This window comes from Lapidilactobacillus salsurivasis, from assembly GCF_054785215.1.
In genome coordinates this window covers 104824-128591 of record NZ_BAAABI010000003.1, presented here as the reverse complement: position 1 = coordinate 128591, position 23768 = coordinate 104824, and the positions used below count along the sequence as shown (strand labels likewise).

Annotated in this window: 20 protein-coding genes and 1 tRNA gene; 17 read left to right on the top strand and 4 right to left on the bottom strand. The window is 48.4% G+C overall.

Going from position 1 to position 23768, the window contains the following annotated elements; all coding sequences use genetic code 11:
- Nucleotides 1-2 precede the first annotated feature (2 nt).
- The 4 genes from ACYVSB_RS04630 (at nt 3) to ACYVSB_RS04615 (ending at nt 2338) form a co-directional block, all read left to right on the top strand.
- Nucleotides 3-800 (top strand): ABC transporter permease, encoded by a 798-nt coding sequence (locus ACYVSB_RS04630; protein ID WP_225422215.1) that lies wholly within the window; start codon nt 3-5, stop codon nt 798-800.
- A gap of 252 nt (nt 801-1052) precedes the next feature.
- Entirely contained in the window at nt 1053-1493 is a 441-nt protein-coding gene (locus ACYVSB_RS04625) for a hypothetical protein (RefSeq protein WP_461218611.1), read from the top strand.
- Nucleotides 1494-1808: 315 nt separating this feature from the next.
- Nucleotides 1809-2054 carry a type II toxin-antitoxin system RelB/DinJ family antitoxin gene (locus tag ACYVSB_RS04620; protein ID WP_125601626.1) on the top strand — a complete coding sequence of 82 codons (246 nt, stop codon included), beginning with the start codon at nt 1809-1811 and terminating at the stop codon, nt 2052-2054.
- Nucleotides 2055-2146: 92 nt separating this feature from the next.
- On the top strand, nt 2147-2338 hold the full coding sequence (locus tag ACYVSB_RS04615; RefSeq protein WP_461218610.1) for a type II toxin-antitoxin system mRNA interferase toxin, RelE/StbE family: 192 nt from the start codon (nt 2147-2149) through the stop codon (nt 2336-2338).
- A gap of 221 nt (nt 2339-2559) precedes the next feature.
- On the opposite strand, the gene ACYVSB_RS04610 is transcribed toward ACYVSB_RS04615, so the two are convergent.
- The 3 genes from ACYVSB_RS04610 to ACYVSB_RS04600 form a co-directional block, all read right to left on the bottom strand.
- Nucleotides 2560-3903 carry a C40 family peptidase gene (locus ACYVSB_RS04610; RefSeq protein WP_461218609.1) on the bottom strand — a complete coding sequence of 448 codons (1344 nt, stop codon included), beginning with the start codon at nt 3901-3903 and terminating at the stop codon, nt 2560-2562.
- 99 nt (nt 3904-4002) lie between these two features.
- On the bottom strand, nt 4003-5187 hold the full coding sequence (locus ACYVSB_RS04605; RefSeq protein WP_461218608.1) for a C39 family peptidase: 1185 nt from the start codon (nt 5185-5187) through the stop codon (nt 4003-4005).
- 586 nt (nt 5188-5773) lie between these two features.
- Nucleotides 5774-5846: transfer RNA gene (locus ACYVSB_RS04600), tRNA-Lys, on the bottom strand.
- Between the two features lie 127 nt (nt 5847-5973).
- Between ACYVSB_RS04600 and ACYVSB_RS04595 the strand changes: the two genes are divergently transcribed.
- The 10 genes from ACYVSB_RS04595 to ACYVSB_RS04550 all read left to right on the top strand — a co-directional run bounded on the left by ACYVSB_RS04595 (nt 5974) and on the right by ACYVSB_RS04550 (nt 15336).
- Nucleotides 5974-6318 carry a hypothetical protein gene (locus ACYVSB_RS04595; RefSeq protein ID WP_461218607.1) on the top strand — a complete coding sequence of 115 codons (345 nt, stop codon included), beginning with the start codon at nt 5974-5976 and terminating at the stop codon, nt 6316-6318.
- Between the two features lie 144 nt (nt 6319-6462).
- Entirely contained in the window at nt 6463-6741 is a 279-nt protein-coding gene (locus ACYVSB_RS04590; protein WP_461218606.1) for a hypothetical protein, read from the top strand.
- A 129-nt stretch (nt 6742-6870) separates the two neighbouring features.
- Nucleotides 6871-7578 (top strand): response regulator YycF, encoded by a 708-nt coding sequence (yycF, locus tag ACYVSB_RS04585; RefSeq protein ID WP_461218605.1) that lies wholly within the window; start codon nt 6871-6873, stop codon nt 7576-7578.
- Nucleotides 7579-7775: 197 nt separating this feature from the next.
- Nucleotides 7776-9734: an ATP-binding protein gene (locus ACYVSB_RS04580; protein WP_461218604.1), complete on the top strand. Its 1959-nt coding sequence runs from the start codon at nt 7776-7778 to the stop codon at nt 9732-9734.
- The gene (locus ACYVSB_RS04575) at nt 9721-11046 is read left to right on the top strand and encodes a YycH family regulatory protein (RefSeq protein ID WP_461218603.1); all 1326 of its coding nucleotides are present in this window, start codon (nt 9721-9723) and stop codon (nt 11044-11046) included. Before ACYVSB_RS04580 ends, ACYVSB_RS04575 begins: the two co-directional genes overlap by 14 nt.
- Complete coding sequence (locus ACYVSB_RS04570) at nt 11046-11915, top strand: two-component system regulatory protein YycI (protein ID WP_461218602.1); 870 nt, start codon at nt 11046-11048, stop codon at nt 11913-11915. The genes ACYVSB_RS04575 and ACYVSB_RS04570 overlap by 1 nt, the downstream gene beginning before the upstream one ends.
- Nucleotides 11916-11955: 40 nt before the next feature.
- Nucleotides 11956-12273: a hypothetical protein gene (locus ACYVSB_RS04565; protein ID WP_461218601.1), complete on the top strand. Its 318-nt coding sequence runs from the start codon at nt 11956-11958 to the stop codon at nt 12271-12273.
- A 118-nt stretch (nt 12274-12391) separates the two neighbouring features.
- Nucleotides 12392-12607, top strand: coding sequence for a hypothetical protein (locus ACYVSB_RS04560; RefSeq protein WP_461218600.1), 216 nt, complete (start codon nt 12392-12394; stop codon nt 12605-12607).
- A 293-nt stretch (nt 12608-12900) separates the two neighbouring features.
- A complete protein-coding gene (locus tag ACYVSB_RS04555) occupies nt 12901-13713 on the top strand; it encodes an MBL fold metallo-hydrolase (RefSeq protein ID WP_461218599.1) in 813 nt (270 codons plus the stop codon).
- 276 nt (nt 13714-13989) lie between these two features.
- Nucleotides 13990-15336: a S1C family serine protease gene (locus tag ACYVSB_RS04550; protein WP_461218598.1), complete on the top strand. Its 1347-nt coding sequence runs from the start codon at nt 13990-13992 to the stop codon at nt 15334-15336.
- Between the two features lie 1215 nt (nt 15337-16551).
- Here ACYVSB_RS04550 and ACYVSB_RS04545 read toward each other — a convergent pair.
- Nucleotides 16552-17049: a QueT transporter family protein gene (locus ACYVSB_RS04545; RefSeq protein WP_461218597.1), complete on the bottom strand. Its 498-nt coding sequence runs from the start codon at nt 17047-17049 to the stop codon at nt 16552-16554.
- Between the two features lie 579 nt (nt 17050-17628).
- Between ACYVSB_RS04545 and rlmH the strand changes: the two genes are divergently transcribed.
- The 3 genes from rlmH (at nt 17629) to ACYVSB_RS04530 (ending at nt 23608) form a co-directional block, all read left to right on the top strand.
- A complete protein-coding gene (gene rlmH, locus ACYVSB_RS04540; protein WP_461218596.1) occupies nt 17629-18108 on the top strand; it encodes a 23S rRNA (pseudouridine(1915)-N(3))-methyltransferase RlmH in 480 nt (159 codons plus the stop codon).
- An 86-nt stretch (nt 18109-18194) separates the two neighbouring features.
- Nucleotides 18195-20576, top strand: a complete 2382-nt coding sequence (locus tag ACYVSB_RS04535) for a sigma factor-like helix-turn-helix DNA-binding protein (protein WP_461218595.1) — start codon at nt 18195-18197, stop codon at nt 20574-20576.
- A gap of 254 nt (nt 20577-20830) precedes the next feature.
- Nucleotides 20831-23608 (top strand): TOTE conflict system archaeo-eukaryotic primase domain-containing protein, encoded by a 2778-nt coding sequence (locus ACYVSB_RS04530; protein WP_461218594.1) that lies wholly within the window; start codon nt 20831-20833, stop codon nt 23606-23608.
- Nucleotides 23609-23768: the final 160 nt, after the last annotated feature.

Genomic DNA, 23768 nt, shown 5'->3' with positions numbered 1-23768 from the left:
CCATGCTAAAAATCAAACGCTATCTCAAACTTTATCGAGATTTTTTCAAAATGGATATTCGGCGCATCGGGCTATATCGCGCCAATCTCTTGACCAGTAGCCTGGGCTATTTGCTCGACTCGCTGGCGACCTTCTTTTCGATCTGGTTGATCTTGAATCAAGTAGGGTCGATTTATGCTTGGGGCATTTCAGAAATGTTTGCCCTATTTACGTATACCTTGTTTTTATTGTCGATTTGGGAGTTCTTTTTCGTGAACACGCTGGAGATTCCTTTTTTGATTTTCGATGGTGAATTGGATATTTTCTTAGTTCGACCGGTCAACGACCTGTTTCAATTTGTCATTTTCGAATTGGATGAGGAATCGATTTTTGAGATCATTGTCTCGTTTTTAATGTTTCTAGGCGCCCTGGCATCCTGTCAGATCGTCGCCGGCCCGGGCAAGATCCTGATTTTCATCTTGGCCACATTCTCGGCGCTCATGGGTTTAGAGGCGATTTACTTAACGATCTCGTCCACCGCGTTTTGGTTCACCTCAACGGAAGGACTGAAATCGATCATCTACCAGATCCTCCAACTGAATCGCTACCCCTTGGAGATCTATCCCAACTTTGTCAAGATCATCATGACGATCATCCCCTTTGGCCTGTACGGCTATTATCCCCTCTCGCTGTTGTTGTTCCCGCAGTCGTCCTGGACCGCCACTCTTTATGTGATCTTGAGTGGGCCGGTCTTTCTCTTGATCGCCTATTTTGGCGTTTGGAAAGTCGGATTACGCCATTACACCAGTGCGGCCGGCTAGTTCCTCACAAGATTTGCCTTTGTCAATTAGAAAATAAAAAATAAATTATTTTCGTATTGAAAGCGCCATCAGTTGGATGTATAATCAATTTGTTGCAACAAGTGTGCCGATAATTAATGGGGGCTATTATTTATCGATTGACTTTATTTCGGTGGGTTGGTGTGCTGAACAAAGCAATTGGTCTGCTCGCCAGACTTATAATGATGTGGTGTCCATTAAAACGATGGGCTAACGATACTGGAGGCTAGTCAGATGATGAAGGAATATTTTAGAATGGGCAAGGTCTACTTTATCCTTGGTGTGATTGCATTAATTGGCTGCTCCATTTGGCCAGGACTTAGGGGCTATCCTGTCTATAAGAGCGACTATCTCTACATTATTCTGCTGTTCTTCATTTTATCGTTAGGTTATCATTACAGTTATTTCAAGGAACGAAGCGCGCAACAACAACTGGTAAGGTATCGGAAGATCGGTGGGATTTACCTGATTGGAGGGTTGCTTCTGTTCATTGTTACCTCTGTTCTGGTGGCTCAGGATGCTAAGGAGTTTCCTGACCTTGGAATCACTCTCGCTAGTAGCCCCCTGTTCTATCTCAGTCTTTTCTTCCTCGCGCTAGCAGGCATTGTTTTTTTCCTGGGGATTCAGGGTCAGAAGAAAGCCAATGCAGTCAAGATAACGAAACTAAGAAAGTAAACAGCAACAGCTGAGTTGACGGCTGATGTTGCTGTCCTAGCTGGACGACAATTACCTCATCAGATTATGATGGGGTATTTTTTTATGAAAAAAAGCAAGAGATCGACGTGAACCACAATCAGCTTTGTGTTCCGAGTGGGGTGCGCTGATTTTTCTGGATTGTCTATTTTGGGGTTTGGAAGACTGGACTCAAATATTACACCAGCGCGGCCGGCTAGTGTTGTGGGCAAGTGGCGAGGCGTTCAGTCCAAATATGAACAAGTTTATTTACAATGTATTGTTTTTACTTTACAATGACCGTTAGAGGTGATTGCGATGGCGTCAATTAATGTTAGAATTGATGAAGACACAAAAAAAGAATCACAAGAAATTTTGGAAGCATTAGGAATGGATTTAACCACGGGAATCAGAGTCTTTCTAAATCAGGTGATTGCTGAAAAAGGCTTACCGTTTGCAGTTAAATTAAGCCCGCTCGAAGCTTCAATTATGGAAATGAAAATGGGTCAAACGAAAACAGTCAGTTCGGTCAAAGAATTGATGGACGATATCAACAATGATTGAGTCTGTGACATACACAAGCTCATTTTTGAGAAGCGCCAAGAAGTTACGACGGAAGCATTACGATATGCAGAAACTGGAAACGGTCATTACAATTGATTGACTCCGGTCGAACACAAGAACTTAAATCCCAGTATTTCGATCACTTTTTAAAGGGATCCTATCAAGGCTTTAAAGAATTACACATTGAACCTGATTGGCTATTGATTTATCAAATTGATCATAAGCAACTCAAACTTTTTTTGATTGCGACGGGATCTCATGATGACTTGTTTCATAGTAAATAATTGATGAAAACGGCCTGATTAATTTCAGGTTGTTTTTTGGTAGGTAGAGAATGCAGGGAATGTTGTCTAGCGTTGAAGCGTTAGCTGAATTTGGCGTTGGGGGGATCTGCCACACTCACGGGCAAGCGCCCCAATAGTTCGAAGTCAACATAAAAAGGATCACGCTGGTCAGGCGCGATCCTTTTTTGTCGGTGATGCTGGTACGATTTGTGGCGTGTGTTTTATAAGAATGGCCGGGAAACGGAGGTGACCCAGTTACGCTGGCCGTTCTTGATTGGCTGGACCATCACATGAGATGGCCAGGATTCGATGACTTGGTTGTTGCCGAGGTAAATGGCCACGTGCCAAACGCGATGATCACTTGGGTTGGTATAGAAAATCAAATCCCCCCGTTGGCGATTGGCGTAGCTGACTTGTTTCAGCCCACGAGCAACGGCTAATTGGCGCGAATTCCACTCGTTGCCTGGTTGAGCGTGTTGGATCGAGGAAACGGGGAGTGGGTTGATACCACCTGCATACAAGGCTTGGGTCACCAGGCCGGAACAGTCAACCCCATAAGCGTAGGAAGAGGAGGCGCCTACGATGAATGGCTTGCCCAAATAACTATAGGCAGCTTTGATCATCGCTTCGATGTGCGCCGAGCAATCGGTGTACCATGGCGCTTGCAGCGGATAAATCCAGCTATCGATGCTGGTCCAGGTGCTGGCCTTGAAGCCTAACTTGACCCAAGTCGCTTGATTGACCACGCCGGTTGCAGGTAGGCCATGACGCCGTTGGAAACTGGCCACGGCACTTTGCGCGTAACCGGACATATTGGCGTAACTGCTATTCAAACCCAGTGCTCGCAGTGTGAGCCAGGTTTTGATCCCTTCGGAACCGCGAATCAAGTTATAGCCAACTTGGCCGGTTGGTTTGATGGTTTGATAATTGACTTGATAATAGCCGCTAGGATTTTGGTAAGGGACAGCTTCTTTGGCCCAGGAATCCTTGACCCATTGGTTACCACCTAGCGAGTACCACATATGGTCGCCGGAAATTTTACGGTCGCCAAATTTCCAATAAGTCCGATTCTTCAGGGTTTTGCCTGTCACGCGACCGTTGGGGACAGCGTAGACTGGCGCCGTGCCACTGATCCGGACCACGTTGCGTTTGATTTTCGCGTCAACCTTGCGATCAGCGCTGACCGGCGTTAAGGAAATATAGCGCCCATCCATCCATTGGTTGGTGCCCAATTTGTACCAATAATGGTCACCCTCACGATACGCCGCGAATATTTTCCATGAGGAGCCATGGGGCAGCTTACGCCCAGTCATGCCGTGGGGTTCCACCGGTGAACGCCATAATTCGATGCCATAATGGGGCACATAAGCGACCCAGCCCACCGCGTGAAACGGTTGTTCAACGATCTTCGTGCCAGCTTTGTTGGCCGTTGCGGCGGTGGTTGTTGCTGGTTCAGTTGTGGTTGCGGCGCCAACGCTAGGTGCCGGCTTGCCCAGAATCAGGCCGACACTAGCGGCCAATAATAACCCAGTTAAGCGTAAATGTTGATGCTTTGTTACCTTCATTTCGTCCTCCACCTTTTGTTTGTTGTTCCATTGTTTGTTAGAAAATATGTCCAACACGATACGGGTACAGCTGCAGGAACTTGGTGGCCCTGGATCGCTTTAGTACGAAATCGCGCGTTGGGCTTGTGTTTGCCAATTTTTCAAAAATTGTGCTCGGGTCATGCTGCTGGCTTGGCCCGTCCAACAGTCATTGAAGTAAATTCGAGCTTGGTCATAACCACTGACCGTGAGCGCGTGATACGGGAAGCCGTGCAGCGTGTGCCAAGTGACCACAGGATGGCCCGAACTGAGCTGATAGGCCAGTCCGTCCAATCCTAGACCCGTTAGATTCTTGGCATTACCAGTATACTTGCGGACCACACCCATTAAAGCCGGCGGGAAAATCGTGATCCCATAACCGGCTGGATTGCCTAAATAGCCCAGGTTAGGATTGCTCTTGCTCCGGGGCATCACGGCGGCGAGTTGTAGTTTGTTGACGCGATTGCCGGCGAAATTGACCATCATAGTGACTGCCGTGATCTCACAACCATTGGGTAGTTCAGGTCGCTGATTGACGATGGGCACCTTGAGCCGCACACTAGTTGGATACGTGGCGCCGGTCACAACAATGTTGCGGCCGTTGAGCCATTGCTGCCGCCCCACGCAATACCAAGTGTCGGTGGCTGTTTTCACGCGGTGTGAGACCCGCCAGCGCGAGCCCGTCTGCAACTTCTGCCCCGTTCGCCCATAATTCGTGCCCGGACCGCGATAAACGGCGATGCCATAATGGGGCACATAGGTGATCGTGGCCACGCCCTTGAACGGTTTTGGCGTCTGCGCCCAAGCCCCGGTCGTGACCAGATATTTCGCTAGCAGCCATTGATTGTGGCCTAAATTATAATAACGTTGACCGTCGATCTCCGCCGAACCATAAACTTGCCAACGGGAGCCGGTTTTTAAAGAGCGCCCAGTCCAGGTCAACTGACCTTGGGTATAAGCCCAAAGCTTCGCCCCGCCATTGGCTTGATAATTAATGACGCCCACGAACCGCTCCGGCACTAAAACAGGTTCATTTACACCTGGATCTGGCGTCGTAGCTGTCCCGTCGTCTGGTTCGGGTTCAGTCGTCGTTGTGTCCACTTGATTCCCATCGGTTTGATTTGTTCCTGTCGCTGGTGTCGCCGGTTGCTCGGTAGTTGTGGCCGCCTGGACCACCTGACCTTCAAACCGCGCTAGGCCCAACACACCATCTTGCTGATGATTCGCCCCGACCCATTGCCCACCAACTAAAATAAGCCAGCCCACCAAAATCACCCATAAGTGTGGCTGCCTGACAACTTTTCTATCATCCTTCAAAATTTTGAAATGCCAACTCCTTCCATTAAAACCGCGGCCCCAGACCGCCCCCAATAATCAACCGGTTTTTGCCCACATCACCAAAAATAAATATGAGCAAGCCTCGCCACTAGTATAACATTAATTGTGGGAAATGCAGCGTGAAAACGGTTAATTTATCCGAAAAAAGTTAATTTATCAATATTTATACTTCGGTGAACACTATGAGTCCAATAAGCCATAACTTTCACGTTGTTCTCTCGGAATCGGATGCGCCGGTCGGATCAAGCCCACGTCACCTTGCCAATTTAGGACGGAAAGTGGCCGCTAAATTGAACACCGAAATGGATCTAAAAGGGGTCAGAAAATTACCACATTTCTACACCAGGTGACAAAAGCGTTTTTGGTCATCAAAAAAGGTCGAGAACTCCTAGTGTGAAATCTTCTTTTAACACCAAGAATTCTAGACCCAAAATTCTAGTCCAAAAACGGGCATTAAAAAAACCAGCAACCACGGCGACTGAACGCTGCGTGATCACTGGTTAATATCGATTGATGGGTGGTCAGGGGATCGAACCCTGGACCCACGGATTAAGAGTCCGTTGCTCTGCCAGCTGAGCTAACCACCCAAGTAAATCTGACGACTTAAATATCTTAGCATAGGAAAGCGGGACTAGCAACCCTTCTAAGCACTTTTTCTTGATTTTTTTCTAATTATTGACGAAACTAGAGCTGAAATCTAGGTTTTGCGCGTAATTGTGGTATGATGGGAGCCCTGTTCAAACCGTGCCGCTGGTGATGATTGCAGGTTTGGTGGTGACGCAACCGGTTCGGGCCATTGACGCGGCTGGAACGCAGTGGGCATCGTTTGAAGCCAACCCGCAAGCCCAGCGGCTTGTCTTCAAATCGAGCCTTGTCCTAAGCGGCAAAGCCGCCAAGGACAATTTCACCGCTGAGCCGCATGGCCCGAACCGGTTGCTAGGCAGAATTGAGCTTATCTGCAATCAAAGTTGGGTATCTGACGAAGTGGTTTTGCGAGCTAGAGGTCAAGCAATTGCCCGCTTTTGTGTTGGTCTGGCAATGTCAACTGATTTGGGTTAGGAAGTCAGGATATTTTGCGTCGGCTGAACATCGCTACTCGTTTTCTTAACAATCCACGGGTGGGAATCGGCCGATTCAGTTGATCTACTGAGAACTAGGTTTGTTCATCAGACAGACTGTACTGATGTCACCAATTTAAAGCTTGTGACCACTAACCACGGTCGTCAATTGCGTGGCTCCCCATCAATTGATGATAGCTTGTCAATTGGCGTGAGTGCTCAAACGGCTGTTAAAACGTTGAGCGGCTGGAGCGGAGAAATTCGGGGTGAGATCGCCGTGAAATTGTCCTTGGCGGCTCTGCCGCTTAGGACAAGGCCTGATTTTGAGACAAGCCGCGGTCTTTGCGGATTGGCTCAAAACAGCGCCCACAGCGAGCTCACCCCGAATTTCGCAGCGCAAGCTGCGGACAAGCTACTTTTTTGAATCCTAGCTAGGTTAATGCTCGCAGTCAACCCGTTGCGCTCCGCACTCTGGTCATGGGTTGTTGTCAACCGGGTTTATTAGTATAATTGAAAGCAGTAGATGGAACGTCTCTAAGGAGGAACCATGTCAATGGCAAAAAAAATCTTAGTTGTCGATGACGAGAAACCAATCTCGGACATTGTCAAATTCTCGCTGACCAAGGAAGGCTACGACGTTTACGTGGCTTATGATGGTGAAGAAGCACTTAAAAAAGTAGAAGAAGTTAACCCTGATTTAATTTTATTGGACTTGATGTTACCAAAAATCGATGGGCTGGAAGTGGCCCGTGAAGTCCGTAAGACCCACGATATGCCGATTATCATGGTCACTGCGAAAGATTCTGAAATCGATAAAGTTATCGGACTGGAGTTAGGCGCGGATGATTATGTCACCAAACCCTTCTCTAACCGTGAATTAGTCGCGCGGGTCAAGGCCAATTTACGCCGGCAGGCCAAAGTAGCGGCGGATAGTGAAGAAGATGATCATCACGAAATCGATGTGGGTGATTTGACGATTTTCCCTGATGCCTATGATGTGTCTAAACGTGGCGAAAAGATTGAGCTGACGCACCGTGAGTTTGAGTTGCTGCATTATTTGGCTAAGCATATTGGTCAGGTGATGACGCGAGAACATTTGTTACAAACCGTTTGGGGTTACGATTATTTCGGCGATGTGCGCACGGTGGATGTAACGGTGCGGCGTTTGCGGGAGAAAATCGAAGACAACCCTAGTCACCCGGACTGGATCATGACGCGGCGGGGTGTCGGTTATTATTTGAAGAATGTCGATAGTGAATAAGTTTTGGGCTAGTATCAGCTAAGACCGTGAAACCCAGCCGTACCGAGCTGATCAGAAGCGTAACGCCTCTGAGAGTTTCGCGGTCTTTTCTTACGTATACGGTCGAAACGATGCGGCCTTTTGCGCGTTTGCAGGGCACCAATTAAGGAAGTGAATCACGCGTAACGTTATAGCGGAGAACGTAACGCCTAGAAATTATGAATGAGAGAATCAGACCGTTTCAGTCGATTCATTTTAAGATCGCTATTGTTTTCATGTTGCTACTACTGACCACGATCGAGATCATCGGGGCTTATTTCGTGAAGCAATTGGAGCAGCAGAACATCAAGACCTTTGAAGAATCGATCGTGGTGCAACCTTATATCACCAGTCAATTGGCCAGTGAGCTGACCAGTAATGACACCGATACAGCCAACCGTAACATCAAAACGATTGTCGGCGAGATCGATAATGCGTCGATTTCAGAAGTTTTGGTGGTGGATAATAAATTGGTGGTTCGGGGAACGAGCAACGCCAATGATCAAGGCGATATTGGTCAACGCACTCCAAATTCGGGCATCAAAAAGGGGATCTACGCCAACCACAAGCAAACGCAAATCACGTCAGATGGGCATGGTAGTTACTACACCGCCATTACGCCGCTGACAAATCCAGGTGCAGACGCCAATCAGGTCGTCGGCGCCATTTACGTGCGTGCTAGCATGGACGATGTTTACCGGAATATCAATTCGATCACCTTGATTTTCTTGACGGCCTCCTTGGTGGCGGGGTTGTTGGGGATGGTGATCTCGATCTTTATTGCCCGGGCCATCACGCAGCCGATCGACGAGATGAAAAAGCAAGCAATTCGGATGGCGGACGGGGACTATTCGGGACAAGTTCGAATCTACGGTCAAGATGAGTTGGGCCAATTAGCGGTTGCGGTCAACAACCTGTCGATTCGCGTGGAGGAAGCACAAGAAGTTTCAGATGCGGAGCGGCGCCGGTTGGACTCGGTTTTGAGCCATATGACTGACGGCGTGATCGCCACGGATCGCCGGGGTAAAGTGACGATCATCAATGAAACAGCCTTGAATTTCTTGAACACCACCAGTGATGAAATGATCGGCGAGTCGATTTTGCGCGTTTTGGGGATCGAGAAGGATTACTCATTCCGGGATCTTCTGGAGACCAAGCAAGAAATGGTGATCGAGCCGAACAAAATCCTGCGCGAGCATCATGGCGATACGACGGAGTCAGCGAAGCCAGGCAGCCTGGCCAATGATGATCTGAAATTGGCGCCGGGGCTGGAACAAGAGCTGATTTTGCACGTGGATTTCTCTCTGATCCAACGGGAGACCGGCTTTATCAATGGGCTGGTCTGCGTGCTCCATGATATTACCGAACAGGAGAAAAACGAACATGAGCGCCGGGAATTCGTTTCCAATGTGTCCCACGAATTGCGGACGCCGTTGACCAGCGTCCGTAGTTATATCGAAGCGCTGAACGACGGCGCTTGGCAAGATCCTAAATTAGCGCCGCAATTTCTCAGTGTGACCCAAGAAGAAACCGACCGGATGATCCGGATGATCAACGAATTGTTGGCCTTGTCGCGGATGGACCAAGGCACGGCCAAGATGGAAATGGAATATGTCAATCTCAATGAGTTCTTCAATTATATTCTCGATCGATTTGACATGATGATCAAAACCGAGAATGAGCGCGGCGATGGCTTCCACCATTTGCCCCAGAAGACTTACAGCATCAAACGGGAATTTGCGCCCCATGATCTTTGGGTGGAGCTGGATACCGATAAAATGATGCAAGTGATCGATAATATCATGAACAACGCGATTAAATATTCCCCTGATGGCGGCGTGATCACTGCCCGGCTGATTGAAAACCAACAAAGTGTGGTGGTCAGTATCAGTGACCAGGGGTTGGGGATTCCGCGCAAAGATATCAATAAGATTTTTGACCGTTTCTATCGAGTTGATAAAGCCCGCTCGCGCAAGCAAGGCGGGACGGGCTTAGGGCTGGCGATTTCCAAGGAAGTCGTCGAAGCCCATCATGGCCACATCTGGGTCGATAGCGCTGAGGGTCGGGGGTCAACGTTCTACATTTCGTTGCCATATCAATCATATGAGAATGGAGATGAGTGGGATGCGGAAAACTAATCTGTTTGTGCGTTTTGTCTTGATCGTGGCGATTTTGATCAGTTTGGTGTTGTCGTATTTGATTTGGACCAATAACCAGCGCTATGAACGCAAATCAGATACGGAATCCACGGTTACCACGGCGTTGATCACCAATCAACAGGCGTTGAGTCAGGTTTTCTTGCCGACAGAAGTGGTCAAAGTCGACCAAAAAGGTAACCAACAATTGGTTTATAACCACAAGGAAAACCTTGTGCTGGAAATCCGCAAGTTGATGGCGAACTGGTCCTATCGCTCATCGCACCGGAGTACCAAGCGATACGCCGACTTGATGAGCTTGAACGGCTCGGTGCAGTTGATTTATTCCGACCAACTTTCCACCCAGCTGTTCGGCGAGGTGGCCAAACAAGACAGTCTAAAAAGCGCCACCACCGACCATGCTTTTGATCGCATCGTTTTCAACTTGACGGGGGATTTAGACCATGTCTATTTCCTGGATGACCGCACCCAAAGCGTTTGGGAAAGCCGCGTTAGCAAGGCAGATGCCTCGCCAGTGGCCACCTTGATCAATAAGTGTGATTTCAAGGCGACGGTGACCCAGGAAACATTGTCCGGCCAGCCCCGCCTTTTCTTCAAAAACAGCGTCAAATTGCAGCCGTATAGCTACTTGATCAATCGCCGGAATGAAACCACTTATATCTCGGCGTTGATGAGTAGTGACAACAACGCTAATGTGGAGTCCCGGGAATCCGGTGGCCAAACGGTTTATTATGGCGGCGGCAGTTATCACAATCAATTGATCGTCGACCATCGTAGTGATCAGCTGGAGTTCGTGGATAACAGCCGCACCACGATTCCGGAAAGCCTGAATCGCTTGCAGGAGAGCGGCTTCACCATGCTGAACAGCATCGGCAATCCCTTGACGGATATTCGCTATTATGATGTCGACAACACTAAGAAAACCATCGCTTTTCGCAGTTTTGTTGAAGGGTTTCCCATCTTCCAACAAAGTGATTTCGGCGCGGTCAAAATCACCTTCTCTCGTTCCGGCAGCCACATCAAATTCTCTAGTCGGGTCTTACAGGTGCCGGTGCCGGCCGCTAGCCAACAAATCACCTTGCCTGCGACAGCCACGATTCTCCAGAAATTGATCGCGGCCGGTTACCGTAAAGGTGAGATCCAGGATCTGGTGGTTGGCTACCAATGGGTCACCGACCAAGAGGAGGCCGACATTGTCGATTTAACGCCAACTTATTACGCGAAAATCAACGATCGCTGGCAGACCTATCAGACATGGATCGACGATAAAACGCAAACGGAGGCGACTAACTAATGGACTTTCGGCGAATTGAATTGATTTTCTTGATCGTTTTTCTCGCGTTGGACATTTTCCTGTTCGCCTCATTCACCCAAAATGACAGCGACACGCCTTATACGACGACCACTAACTTGTCCGACGCTGAAGCCATCGCCCAAGACATGAAAGATGACCACATTACCGTGGATAAACTCTCCGATGACAGCGACGAAGGCTTCTATTTGGCCAGCAAGACCGAAGATTTACTGGTCAAAGGCTTGGCGCAACTGACCGGTCAAACCACGTCATACAATTACGATACTCATAAACTGACCAGCCAATTCAATACCCCGCTGACTTACAATAAGAAGCAACTGATCAGCGAACTGAAAAGTTTTATCAAGCAGGACGATAATATTCTTTATGGCGACCAATATACCTATATCGCCGGCATGTCTGACCCGAAGAACACCCTTGTTTTTGCCCAGAAAATCAAGCAAGGCGTCGTTTTGGACGCCCAAGGGACCCTGACTTTCAACGTCAACAACGACGTCATCACCGGTTACACCCAGACCTATTTGCCCAACGTCACCGTTTTGCGGGAAAAGCAAACCACGATCAGCGCCCAAGACGCGATCCAACTCCTGTATACCTCCAGCGAGCTCCCCGCCAATTCGAAAATTGTCTGGTACCGCCTGGGCTACTCCGAATTGATTGATGTCCGTGGTAGCGTGATCTACGTTCCGGTTTGGAACGTGATGGTGCAACATAAGGGCACCAAGAACGAATCCTTGAAAAAGGTCAACGCCTTAACGCGAACGGTGGTCAAAGGCAGCACCACGACGAATGATCCCAATGCTAGCAGTAGTAATAATAGTAGTTCGGTGCCGACTGCTGGGGATTGACGGGGTTTGTTGCTATCCTTGCGCTTGATTGCAGGTTTTGGTGGGTGTTGCGCGTGAGCGCAACCGGCTGGGACTGCTGTTGCGGACTGGAACGTGGTGGGCATCGTTTGAAGCCAATCCGCAAAGTGCGCGGCTTGTCTTCAAATCGAGCCTTGTCCTAAGCGGCAAAGCCGCCAAGGACAATTTCACCACTGAGCCGCGCAGTCCCAGCCGGTTGCTGGGCAGAATCGAGCCTATCTGCAATCAGGGCGAAGGATTTAACGAGGTGGTTTTGCGAGCTGGAGGTCAAACAATCGCCAGCTTTTGTAGTGGTACGGCAATGCCAACGGATTCGGATTGGAAGGTCGGGACTATTTGAGTAGGCTGAACCGTTTCCTTAACAATCATTGGTTGGAAACCGACCAATTTAACTGATTCATCAAGAACTTGCCTCAGTTCATCAGGTAGACTGTCCTGGTGTCGCCAATTTAAAGCTGTTGACCACTAACCACGGCCGCGAATTGCGTGGCTCCCCATCAATTGACGATAGCTTGTCAGTTGGTGTGAGCGCTCAAACGGCTGTTAAAACGTTGAGCGGCTGGAGCGGAGAAATTCGGGGTGAGATCGCCGTGAAATTGGTCTTAGTGGCTCTGCCACTTAGACCAAGGCTCAGCTTTGAGATTTTCGGCGCTCTTCCGAAAAGCTCAAAGTGACGCCCACAGCGAGCTCACCCCGAATTTCGCAGCGCAAGCTGCGGCCAGACTACTTTTAACGTTCAATCCAAGTCATCAAACGGTGAAATATTATTTTCATCAGATTTCACCCCGCCGTGAAAATGTGGTATGCTAGCGTGGAAACGTGCTGCGCGACCCAGCTTCCTGCGCTTAGCTACGCAACTATTCTGGAGGCAAAAACCAGCCTCCAAAATAGTTGCTAGGCTAATGCTCAGAAGCTACCCGGGTCGCTCCGCACTCTGATCATTTTTTTCGAAGGGAAGCAAATAGTCATGACACCAGCCGCAAATCAGGGATTGCTTGTCAGTGTACTCGCCAGCAGCAGTTCCGGCAATGTCACATATATCGAAACACCACAGCGGAAGGTTCTCGTTGACGCCGGTCTTTCCGGTAAAAAAATCAGCGCGTTGATGACTAGTATCGACCGTAAATTAGAAGATGTTGACGCGATTTTCGTCACCCATGAGCACAGCGACCATATCCATGGGGTCGGCGTGTTGGCGCGGCGTTATGGGATGGATGTTTACGCCAACGAAGGCACTTGGCAGGCGATGAGCGCCAAGATCGGCAAGATCGATCCTGCGCAACAACACGTCTTCCAAATGGGGAGCACGTTGAGTTTAGGGGACTTGGATATTGAAAGTTTCGGCGTTTCTCACGATGCGGCGGAACCCCAATTTTACCAGTTTCATCATGATGATCATGCCTTTGCGATTCTGACGGACACGGGCTATGTTTCTGAAAATATTGCCGGCGTGATCCAGAACGCGGATGGTTATTTGATGGAATGTAATCATGATCTGGAAATGTTGCGTAATGGTTTTTACCCGTGGCCGTTGAAACAGCGGATCCTGGGCGATCAGGGGCACTTATCCAATCACGATGGCGCGGCGACGATCATGGAAGTCTTAGGGAATCGGACGAAAAAGGTTTTCCTAGGGCATTTAAGTCAAGAAAATAATGTGAAAACATTGGCTCATCAAACCGTCGCCGACTTTCTTAGTGAGCACGATTTAGCGGTGGGCACAGATTTCAAAATTTATGATACCGATCCCGCGGTGGCCGATCCGTTGACCTTGATTTAAGTTGCGGGCCGCCAGTTCTAAAGATGCAGGAAAACGCTGATCATCAGGCGATTTGTGGGCGTGCAGCCACGGTCGCCGGACCCAATGATCGGCGTTTTTATTAGCGAAAACGACTTTTTTGTTCACAAATTTGTCGATGCAACGCAAAAAAGGCATAATTAGTTGCCCGTTTGTCAAGACCAATTTCATAAATTTTTCAAATTTGGTCAGTAAGATTAAGGCATAATGAAAACAGGATAAACCTGTTCGAAGATGATTTTAAGGAGATCGATATCAATGAGTAAACGAAAAGTTATTCGTGGCATCACGGTGTGGCAAATTGTCGTGATCGCTGTGATTTCTGCGGTCATTGGTGGTGGTGTCGCGTTTGCTGGGTTCACAGCGCTCAATCAAAACAACGTTGCGACCAACAGCACCTCTGACACGGCGACAACCACTGGCACAACGAAAACCAGTAATGTTTCTGTAAAAACAAGTAGCGCGGCCACGAAGGCGTTTAATAAGGTTGAGGGCGCTGTTGTCTCCGTCATCAACAAGCAGCGGCAAAGCCAAAATCAGACTGATATTTTTGGTAACTTGTTTGGCAGTAATGGTAGCGATAGTAGTGGTAGCAATGGCAGTAACAGCTATGGCGACAGCAGTGATGGCAACAGTTCTTCAGGCAGTTCCAGCAGCAGTTCATCCTCCTCTGATCTGGAAACCGTCAGTGAAGGTTCTGGGGTCATTTACTCCAAGAAGAATGGCAAGGCTTATATCGTGACCAACAATCACGTGATTTCCGGCTCCGATTCCATCGAAGTGATTTTAGCGGATGGGACCAAGGAAACCGCCAAAGTGATTGGCGCCGATGAAACCAGTGATTTGGCTGTATTGACGATCGATGCCAGCAAAGTGACCACCGTGGCTTCCTTCGGTGATTCCTCGAAAATCACGACCGCTGAGCCAGTGCTAGCGATCGGCTCACCTTTAGGCAGTGAATACGCGACTTCCGTAACGGAAGGGATCGTCTCCGCCAAGAGCCGGACCATTGATGTGACCGATGAAACGACCGGCCAAGTGACCGGCCAAGCCAGCGTTATTCAAACAGACGCGGCAATCAACCCAGGGAATTCCGGCGGCGCTTTGATCAATATGTCTGGTCAAGTCATCGGGATCAACTCCTTGAAGTACGCCGAGAGCACCGATGGCACCTCCGTTGAAGGGATGGGCTTCGCGTATCCAAGTAACGAAGTCGTTTCGATCATCAATCAGCTGGTCAAAAACGGCAAAGTTATTCGTCCAGCTTTAGGCGTGTCCGTGGTTGATTTGACCAACATCTCCTCTGATCAACAATCGTCAACTTTGAAATTACCATCCTCCGTTACAGGTGGCGTGGTGATCGCATCGGTTGAATCCAACTCACCAGCGTCGAAAGCTGGCTTGAAGAAGTATGACACCATCGTTGGGATCGACGACAAAAAAGTAACCAGCATCGCCGAGATCCACACAGCGATCTACGCCCACGCCATCGGTGACACGGTGACCGTCAAGTACTACCGTGATGGCAAACTCAGCTCGACCAAGGTTACTTTGACCAAGGAAGCCTCCTCAAGTTCAAGTAGCTCCAGCAGCAGTTCCAATTAAGGTAAATTAAGTTAAGCCAATAAACGCGTCTCAGATTCATTATTGGCGCGGGTATGAATGAGCGCGAGCAAGCGGTGATTGACCGATTCAGGTCAGTCGCCGCTTTTTGTGTGCCGGGAATCAGATATTAGTCACACTGGTAAAAAAGTTATCCCCAAGTCTAGCTTAGCCGAGCTGAGCGAAAATTTCCCGCGGTGGGGGCTTCAGGGCACCGATGGGGTAATTAGTGGTTAGACGCTGGGCCGATCCAGCGCAAACGGGCGTAGGGCTGATGGGAGTTACGCACAGGCAAGGGAAAACCTGGCGCTAATATCCCCAGAGTTGTCCAAACTTGTGAATTAACTGGTGGAAAAGTCCGGGGAACAGTGGTCTAGGCCCACATAGCCGTTATAACGGTTGTTTAGTGGTAATAACGGCGTAATGGACCGGCAACCAGCATTTGGGAATGGAGGTAAATTATGAACAGTTTCTCATCATTGTTCGTATATTTAGCCGTTATATCGTTCAAACCGAAAAGATGTTCGGATATTTTTTGGCCAAAAAATTTGTCAAGGGAACGCGGATGTTGATTTGTTATCCACAGCCTGTTGATAACCCTGTGGATTACTGATAAGAACAAGGGTTAGCATCATCGCAAGAGTTATCCACAAAGTTATCGACAGTTGGGGATAACTTTTATGACAGTGAGGCTGACCGCGTGCTGATCGTTGCCACAACAGCGTTTCACGTCAGTCGTCCAAGGATGACGAACAATCAAAATCGGTGGAAAACTAAAAAAAATAATTTTATTCTTGACTTTTGCTAATCGTTTATTTGGTGTTATGCACAGGCCGGACCCCTATATTTCGTGGCGAACATGTGTACAAGTGGATAACTCTGTGGATAACTTGGGGAAAACTTTTACCTGACCGGGGGCAGCGCCGTGCAGGGGACTAAAACGGTCCTGACGACGGGCGGATAACTGGTTGATCAGCCTGATATGATTAAATACGCAAAAGAAATGACTTTTCTTCTCGATAAGTGAAAAAATTATATTTTTATGCGCTTGTCCGTTCGGGCAGATCCTGCTAAGCAGTCAACAGGAAACCTGCCTGCGACGGGCGGGAGACTGATCATCCCGCGAATGGGAGATTGGCGCATTTTTGGCAACAAAAAACCGCCTGGCATTAACCAGACGGTAAACGGTTCACATTAGATTTTCAATGGTGGTGGGGGCTACGACACAAGATCGACGCGCTTGCTAATATAGTAGAAGAGGATCGCCCCGACTAACAATGAGGCGAATTCGCCCGCGGCAACGGTGCCATAAGTCAACCAGAACGGTGCTTTGGTCAAGACGACTAATTCCCAGGCGATCAGGAACATCATCGCCGTCCCGATGATCACCACGCTGGTTAGCTTGCTGATCAGGTTCGGCAACTTCTTGCTGACGAAGTAGATGATCGTCAAGGTGATCAGCGTTTGCGCGGAACCCCAGAGGATATCGACCACGCCTAGGGTGCTGGATAGGTTGGCAATCACGCAACCCACGGTGATTCCCCAAATGTAGCGCTTGTTAAAAATTACCAGGCAGTTCAGCATTTCGGAAAGCCGCAACTGGACGGCGCCGTAACCCAGGCCAAACATTTGGCTCAAATAGGTCAGCGCCACGTATAACGCCGCGATGATCGCCGAGATGACGATGTCACGCAGGTGGTTCTGTTCTTTTGTCATGTGATTCACTCCTTTATAACCCATGACGGTTATTAATAACTGTGGCCAAAGGAGATACCCGTTTTGGGATCAGAAGTGCCACAGTGGATCAAGTCCGTGTACCAATATACCCCAAAGCGGCGGTGTTTTTCAAGCTGTTTTTTCATTGAAGAAAATAGATTCGCTCGAACTGACCGGCAATTTACGGTCAAGTTGCCGACAGAACGGGTCGCGGACTGGTAGTTAGACCTAGCGAAGCACTGGTCTAACCGGGCTTGGTAGTTCCTGGCGTCTTCGAAGTTTGCAGCGTGGTGGCGGCAATCACAATTAGACCCGTTGGAAAAGTGTTTGTCAAAAAGTGGTCCGGTGGTAAGATTGAATTATGAACGCAACCGTGCGCAGGGGTGGATTGTGCCGCCGCTGCGATTATGGCCTGGGAAATAATCCTGACGATCAGCAATCAGCGTTTTGCCGTTCGTAACGCGGTGCTGCCATGAGCGCAACGCCGGTGCCGGGATGGCTTTTACGATAATAGTGACAAGGATTGGCGCTGGATCAGGTGGTAACGCGGGCCGCGCCGGACGCAAGGAGAAAATTCAGATGACGATCAAAATCGTATGTGTGGGCAAATTGAAAGAGAAATATTTCAAAGCGGCGATCGCCGAATACGCGAAACGCCTGAGTCGCTTCACCAAGTTCAGCATTGTGGAAGTGGCCGATGAGAAAGCGCCGGAGAAACTGTCCGCCGCGCAAATGGACCAAGTGATGGCCACTGAAGGCGACCGGATCCTTGCCAAAATCAAAGATAAAGAATACGTGATCGCCTTGGCCATCAAGGGCCGTGAACGGGCCTCGGAAGTTTTCGCGCAAGAGTTAAAGGACCTGGCTACCTATGGGCACAGCGACGTCACCTTTGTGATCGGCGGTTCCTTAGGACTCAGCCCGGCGGTGTTGCAGCGGGCCAACGACCAACTGAGCTTCGGCCGCTTGACCTTACCCCACCAATTGATGCGGGTGGTCCTGTCCGAGCAGATCTATCGCGCGTTTATGATCAACGAGGGTAGCCCGTATCATAAGTGAAGGCGGTTATGATTCTTAATTGTTGTCTTTTAGTCGTATGGTTGGAGAAAATGACAATTTTGATCCGGACAATGGAGGTTCTTTAGATGACCACAGACCCAGCACTGTTTGCATTGATGACATTTGGCGCTAAGCTTGAAGATATACCCAAGTTCGCTGAAAGTGGTATGACGCTAAGCGATATTCAAAATCCTTTTTTGAGTCAGGATGAGGTGCTTCAACTCGTCTTAACTAGACGTCAATCAAGGATAATTTCAGTAATCAGCGCTGCTCGAGCGCAGCGAGAGCTTATGGACTGGAACCACTGCCTTTCATTGCTGTATGCCTTTGGTTTGACCAAATATGGTTATGGGGCTATTTTGAAATATTATTCACGTAATAGCAATCAAGATATATTGATCGACACGGTCGCTGACACTTTATTAGTAGACGCTGACGCCTTTAATCAGCGCCATACGGAGGTAGAACTAGCGGTTAAAGGGTGGCAAGCCTGGGTGCAAGATGCTACCTTGACGCGACTAATTGCTGAAGCCTCAATGAAAGATCGTGCAGCAGACTGGAGAAAGCATTTAAAGCCAAACGACTTACACTCAACTAAAACACGCCAGGCATTAAATTATTTTGGTATTGACCATTTCCCTGATAAACTAATGACTTTTCTGCAGATGGATTTCCGGTATCGCTCGATCCTCATCGCGCGTCTTGAGGGTCAGACACTGAGTCAGGTAGGTGAAAAGGCTTCAATTACGCGTGAACGCGTTCGTCAAATTGTCAAAAAGCAACTCACAACGCTACCTTTATTTGATGATGTGGAACCATACCGAGCAATCCTGGCCAATTATGATTTGAGCCAGGATGACTTTGTTTGGCTGACGCATTGTTCACCGTTGATTTGGACTTATATCACGCTTCTGAATGAGGACCATCCCTCGAGACCAGGATATGAATATGTTCTTGCATCAGAACAAGTTCCAGAGGCCAGCAAAGCCCAATATGCTAGCGAACATCAATTGCTCTTTTCCGAAGATGGCACGGTATTGCCTTTATCTCTGGGCGCGGTATTAGAGATGGTTCTGGCGCAGGCAAATGGGAGACTAATCAACGAAACCGAGTTCAGTCAGATGGTTGCCACCTATGTACAACAGTACCATCTGCCACGGCGTTATCTACCGGGAAATGCGCATGCGTTGAGTGCGGCGGTGGCCCGAATGACGGTTGTCCAGCGCGGTCACGGCGAATTCCGGTCATACCAATTGGACGATGCACGCGACTTTCTAGAAGAGTTAACCGCACTTTTTGATGTGGCTCCTGGAATTTATGGGATTCAATATTTCTTTGAGGCGGATCCTGAATTGATGGCGTTATTGGACATTCGGGTAGCAGCGGAGTTGGCCAATATTGTTCATCGAATTGGGATCAAACATATTCCGACGATTAATAAGTTGGTCCGACAGTCACAGGTTTGGATCAAGATAACTAATCGCGATGACTTCTTTCTTGACGCCATTTATCAAAATGAAGATCAGTCGATTGATTCACTCGTTGATTATTTGGCGCGCGAATATTCGCTTCATCCTGGAACAGCGCGGGGAACGTTGTCTAGAGATTATCCAGCCTATTTTGAGAATGGTCTGATTAAGCTTAAGCACTGGGAACCACAAAATGTTAATTTTTATTCACGGGCGCGGAGGCTATTAACTCAGCCACTATATAGTGGTGACCAGGTGACTAGAATCTTGAAATCAATTGATCCCGACTGTAAGACTAGTCATATTTTGGTTGCAAAACTTGGCTACGTTGAACGAGGCTCACTTTATATTAGAGATGTATTCACCGGAACCACAGCGGCGATTGATGCTTTGTTTAAGGGACCATTAATTACGGTGGCAGCAATTAACCAAATAGGAAACGTGAATGTTAATCGTCGCGTTCGCGAAGCGGTTCGCGGGCATGAATTGATGATGATCAATTCAGCAGAGTACGCGACGGCGGGTTATTTGGCCAAAAATGGAATTGATTTAGTGATGATCAACGCTTTCTTGGACCATGTTCGGATCATGGTACCAGATGATGAATTTTTTACTTGGACTTCGTTGCGGTTGACAGGTTTTGATGACCCTTTATGTGAGTACGGCATGGAAGCAAACTTTTTTCAACACTTGTTGTTCTCCACAGGCGAATACGCGCGGGTGATGACCCAGGAGCCTATCTTCATCCGTATTAGTCCAGAAAGTGCGATTCGTCCGCGAGTGAGTGATTTCTTGCGACAAATCGTGACAATGCCACAGATAGGATTACATGAGCTTGAGCGGCTTTTACATACCGAATACGGTGTGGTGCTCACAACGGGGCGTTTGATTGAGAAAATCAACGAGCCTGGTGGAACTGTTTATGCCTCACAAGCAGCAATGGTTTATCAAAATAGTCAAGCAATGGCTAGAGCCATTGGTCAGGCAAGCAATCGATAAGGGGCTGACCAATTTGAAATTCAGATAGGTCAAAGCGGTGAATTCGCTTAGATATTACCTGGCCAGATAAATTGCTTGGCATGTTAATCGGAAGTCAGACGTTGATGCTGTCTTCGAGATCGAGATAATGAACCAAGTGTTTGCTTGGTGGCCGCAAGAAGCCTGGATTGCTTACTTTCAACGAGGTTCAGTCCTTGAGTGCGAATCGTTTTCATGAGCTAGTTAGTTAAGGTGAAATCAAATGGGGGATACTGATGTTCAAAAACTTTCAACTCAACGGTCGGCGTTATGAGTATATTGCGACAGCCCTGGATCAAAGCCAACAACGGTTAGGCGATGTGGTGATTTATCGCGAAGAAGATGGTCAGCATTATCTTTCCATGCCATTGTCAGAACTTCAGGCACGATTACAAGCCCAGCGTCCAGTGGATTGGACCGCGCGGCTAAGACTGTATCGTCAACGCTTTGTCGGCCGTAGTGATCTTTACGCCGAGCGGTACTTCAACAAGAAAATGCAACGGAAGGCCTATTCGCCTGCGGGACCATGGGAAGATGGGCATAAGTCTGAAACTAAGCATTATCCACTGACCGACGACATTTTGCGCCGTCACTTTTCGACGCAGGATTCGTATGCGATTGGCCTCTACCCAATGACACCGGAGAACCAGACGCCGTTTCTAGCGATTGATATTGACGGCCATCATGCGGCTCAGCCATGGCAGGAGTTAACGGAATCTTTGCGCGAGGTGTGCACGACTTATCAGATACCCTATTTAGTTGAACTATCGCAATCAGGACAAGGCGTCCATTTTTGGGTCTTTTTTGCGACACCACTTTCCGCGAGTAAGGCAAGGCAATTAGGGGATGCTCTTTTGCAGGCGACTCAGGCTGTCAATCCGCAGTTACCATTTACGGCGTTTGACCGCATGTTTCCGGCCCAAGATTTTGTTGGTGGGAAACAGTTTGGCAATTTGATTGCCGCACCACTGGAGGGGCAGGCGCAACAACAGAGTAAAGGTGTTTTTGTTGATGAGCATTGGCAACCACTTAAGGATCAGTGGCAGGCGTTAGCTCAGGTGGGGCTGATCACGGATGGACAAGTTGCCGAGATGATCCAGAAAATTCGGGCTAAGGTAGACTTTCAGCTGTTTGATCCTAGTGAGCCGAGTGAGCCTGATTTATTTACCATGAAGAAAAAAATCGAGCAACCTTTGACAATCATCCGTGCCAATGGTCTTTACGTTCGTAAATCTATGCTCTCAAGCCAGCAAATTCTGCAATTGAAATGGTTAGCCTCATTCCATAACCCCAAGTTCTACGAAGCCCAAAATAATCGGATGTCCGTTTACAACATTCCCCGCATAATTACTTTGTTTCAAGAATCACCCAATTATTTGGTCTTACCTCGTGGCTTGGCGGACGAGGTGAGTCTGTTGGCCACTAAAATCGAATGGGTCGACAAGACGATGCTAGGAACATCGTTGGACGTGCACTTTAATGGCGTTTTACGTCCAAACCAGCAGGAGGCCTTTCGGGCGTTGACCCATGCCCAGAATGGTATTTTGGCTGCGCGCACTGGGTTTGGTAAAACCGTGATTGCTGCTGCTTTAATTGCCCAACGCAAGTGTAGTACCTTGATCTTGGTTAAAAATAAAACATTGGCGGAGCAGTGGCAGGATCGTTTGGCGACATTTCTGACCATTGATTCCCAACCAGTCGTCGCGGAATTGACGCCGACGGGGCGAAAACGCCGCAAAGCCAAGGTGGGTAGCTATTATGGGACTAAGAAAAATCTCAGCGGCTTGGTTGATATTGCCACGAGTCAGGCGGTCGGACAATTACCGATCGCTGAACTACGCGCGTTCTTAGATCGTTATGGGATGGTGATTTCTGATGAAGTACATCATGATTCGGCGCGCACCTTTGATGCGGTGATTCAGCAGGTGCGTAGTCGTTGCCTATATGGTTTGTCAGCAACACCCTATCGTCGTGACGGTCAAGAACCAATCATTATAATGCGTTTTGGTCCGATTCGTTTTCAGACTGAGGCAATCGATCCCGTCTTTGCTAACTCGATACGACGCCTGGTGATTCCTAGGTTTACCAATCTAGGAATGACCAGTCTGGAAATGCTGAATCACGGACGAACCGAAAATAATCAGGCTATCCTGGCTGATGCTCAACGCGATGGGATGATTTTGCGTGATTGTCAAATGACGCTTGAACAAGGGCGTCACGCGATTGTCTTGACTAATCTAGTGGCGCATGTTGATCAGCTCTATGCCCAGCTACCAGCTGAGTCAACTTTTCGGATTTATGGTGGGTTTAGTGCTAAACAACGCAATGCCGAGTTAGCACGCTTGGCGAAACATACAGGCAGCTACCTCATTTTAGCAACAGTCTCAACGGCCGGTGAGGGCTTAGATGTGCCCACGCTTGATACCTTGGTTTTGGCCATGCCCATCAGCTTTCATGGTAATGTTGAGCAAGTTGTTGGGAGATTGCATCGCGACCTCGAAAACAAATCGGAGTTGCGTATTTATGACTATGTCGATATGTTTGTGCCAATGCTGATGCGGATGTATCGCAAGCGCTGTAAGGCCTATCGATATTTAGATTATCAGGTTCAGGAAGATCAGTACTCGCGTCAACGAGGCTTGCAAGTCTACGATGGTAAATATCAAATAGCGTTGGCCGATAGTGTACGATCAAGCCAGACGCTCTTGGTCGTGGTGCCAAAGCTGACATCATATTTACGCCGTTTGGCAAATGACGTCATTGCTGGTGGTGGTGTGGTGCAAATCTGTACGCAAACGCCACGTGATCAGCTGGTGGCGGTACAAGCTGAATGGACTCAATATGATCATAACTTACCGAATTGTGTTATTGTGGATGAGCGCCAACTATGGTTAAGTGCTGATGGTGGATTTAGCTTCAATAAGGGAATGACCATGCGCCTAGATCACCAAGAATTGATTCGGCAGTTTAAGCGAATGTTGCTCGAGACAACGTCTGGTTTTACGGGGATATGATAGATATTAGCATTAATGAACTACCAACAGTTCTAACGTGCTGGACCACCAGCCTGCTTGAGGTCGGGTATTTAGATCAAGGTCAGCAAACAGCGTTGCGCGCAGGCAACGCTGTTTTTCTAGGGCAAAATGGCGCGGGATCGCGTTCTTTAACAAAATA

Excerpts from the sequence above, each read along its gene's own strand:
- ACYVSB_RS04630 (WP_225422215.1), top strand. The coding sequence starts at position 3 with ATGCTAAAAATCAAACGCTATCTCAAACTTTATCGAGATTTTTTCAAA.
- ACYVSB_RS04625 (WP_461218611.1), top strand. The coding sequence starts at position 1,053 with ATGATGAAGGAATATTTTAGAATGGGCAAGGTCTACTTTATCCTTGGT.
- ACYVSB_RS04620 (WP_125601626.1), top strand. The coding sequence starts at position 1,809 with ATGGCGTCAATTAATGTTAGAATTGATGAAGACACAAAAAAAGAATCA.
- ACYVSB_RS04610 (WP_461218609.1), bottom strand. The coding sequence starts at position 3,903 with ATGAAGGTAACAAAGCATCAACATTTACGCTTAACTGGGTTATTATTG.
- yycF (WP_461218605.1), top strand. The coding sequence starts at position 6,871 with ATGGCAAAAAAAATCTTAGTTGTCGATGACGAGAAACCAATCTCGGAC.
- ACYVSB_RS04580 (WP_461218604.1), top strand. The coding sequence starts at position 7,776 with ATGAATGAGAGAATCAGACCGTTTCAGTCGATTCATTTTAAGATCGCT.
- ACYVSB_RS04575 (WP_461218603.1), top strand. The coding sequence starts at position 9,721 with ATGCGGAAAACTAATCTGTTTGTGCGTTTTGTCTTGATCGTGGCGATT.
- ACYVSB_RS04570 (WP_461218602.1), top strand. The coding sequence starts at position 11,046 with ATGGACTTTCGGCGAATTGAATTGATTTTCTTGATCGTTTTTCTCGCG.
- ACYVSB_RS04555 (WP_461218599.1), top strand. The coding sequence starts at position 12,901 with ATGACACCAGCCGCAAATCAGGGATTGCTTGTCAGTGTACTCGCCAGC.
- ACYVSB_RS04550 (WP_461218598.1), top strand. The coding sequence starts at position 13,990 with ATGAGTAAACGAAAAGTTATTCGTGGCATCACGGTGTGGCAAATTGTC.
- ACYVSB_RS04545 (WP_461218597.1), bottom strand. The coding sequence starts at position 17,049 with ATGACAAAAGAACAGAACCACCTGCGTGACATCGTCATCTCGGCGATC.
- rlmH (WP_461218596.1), top strand. The coding sequence starts at position 17,629 with ATGACGATCAAAATCGTATGTGTGGGCAAATTGAAAGAGAAATATTTC.
- ACYVSB_RS04535 (WP_461218595.1), top strand. The coding sequence starts at position 18,195 with ATGACCACAGACCCAGCACTGTTTGCATTGATGACATTTGGCGCTAAG.
- ACYVSB_RS04530 (WP_461218594.1), top strand. The coding sequence starts at position 20,831 with ATGTTCAAAAACTTTCAACTCAACGGTCGGCGTTATGAGTATATTGCG.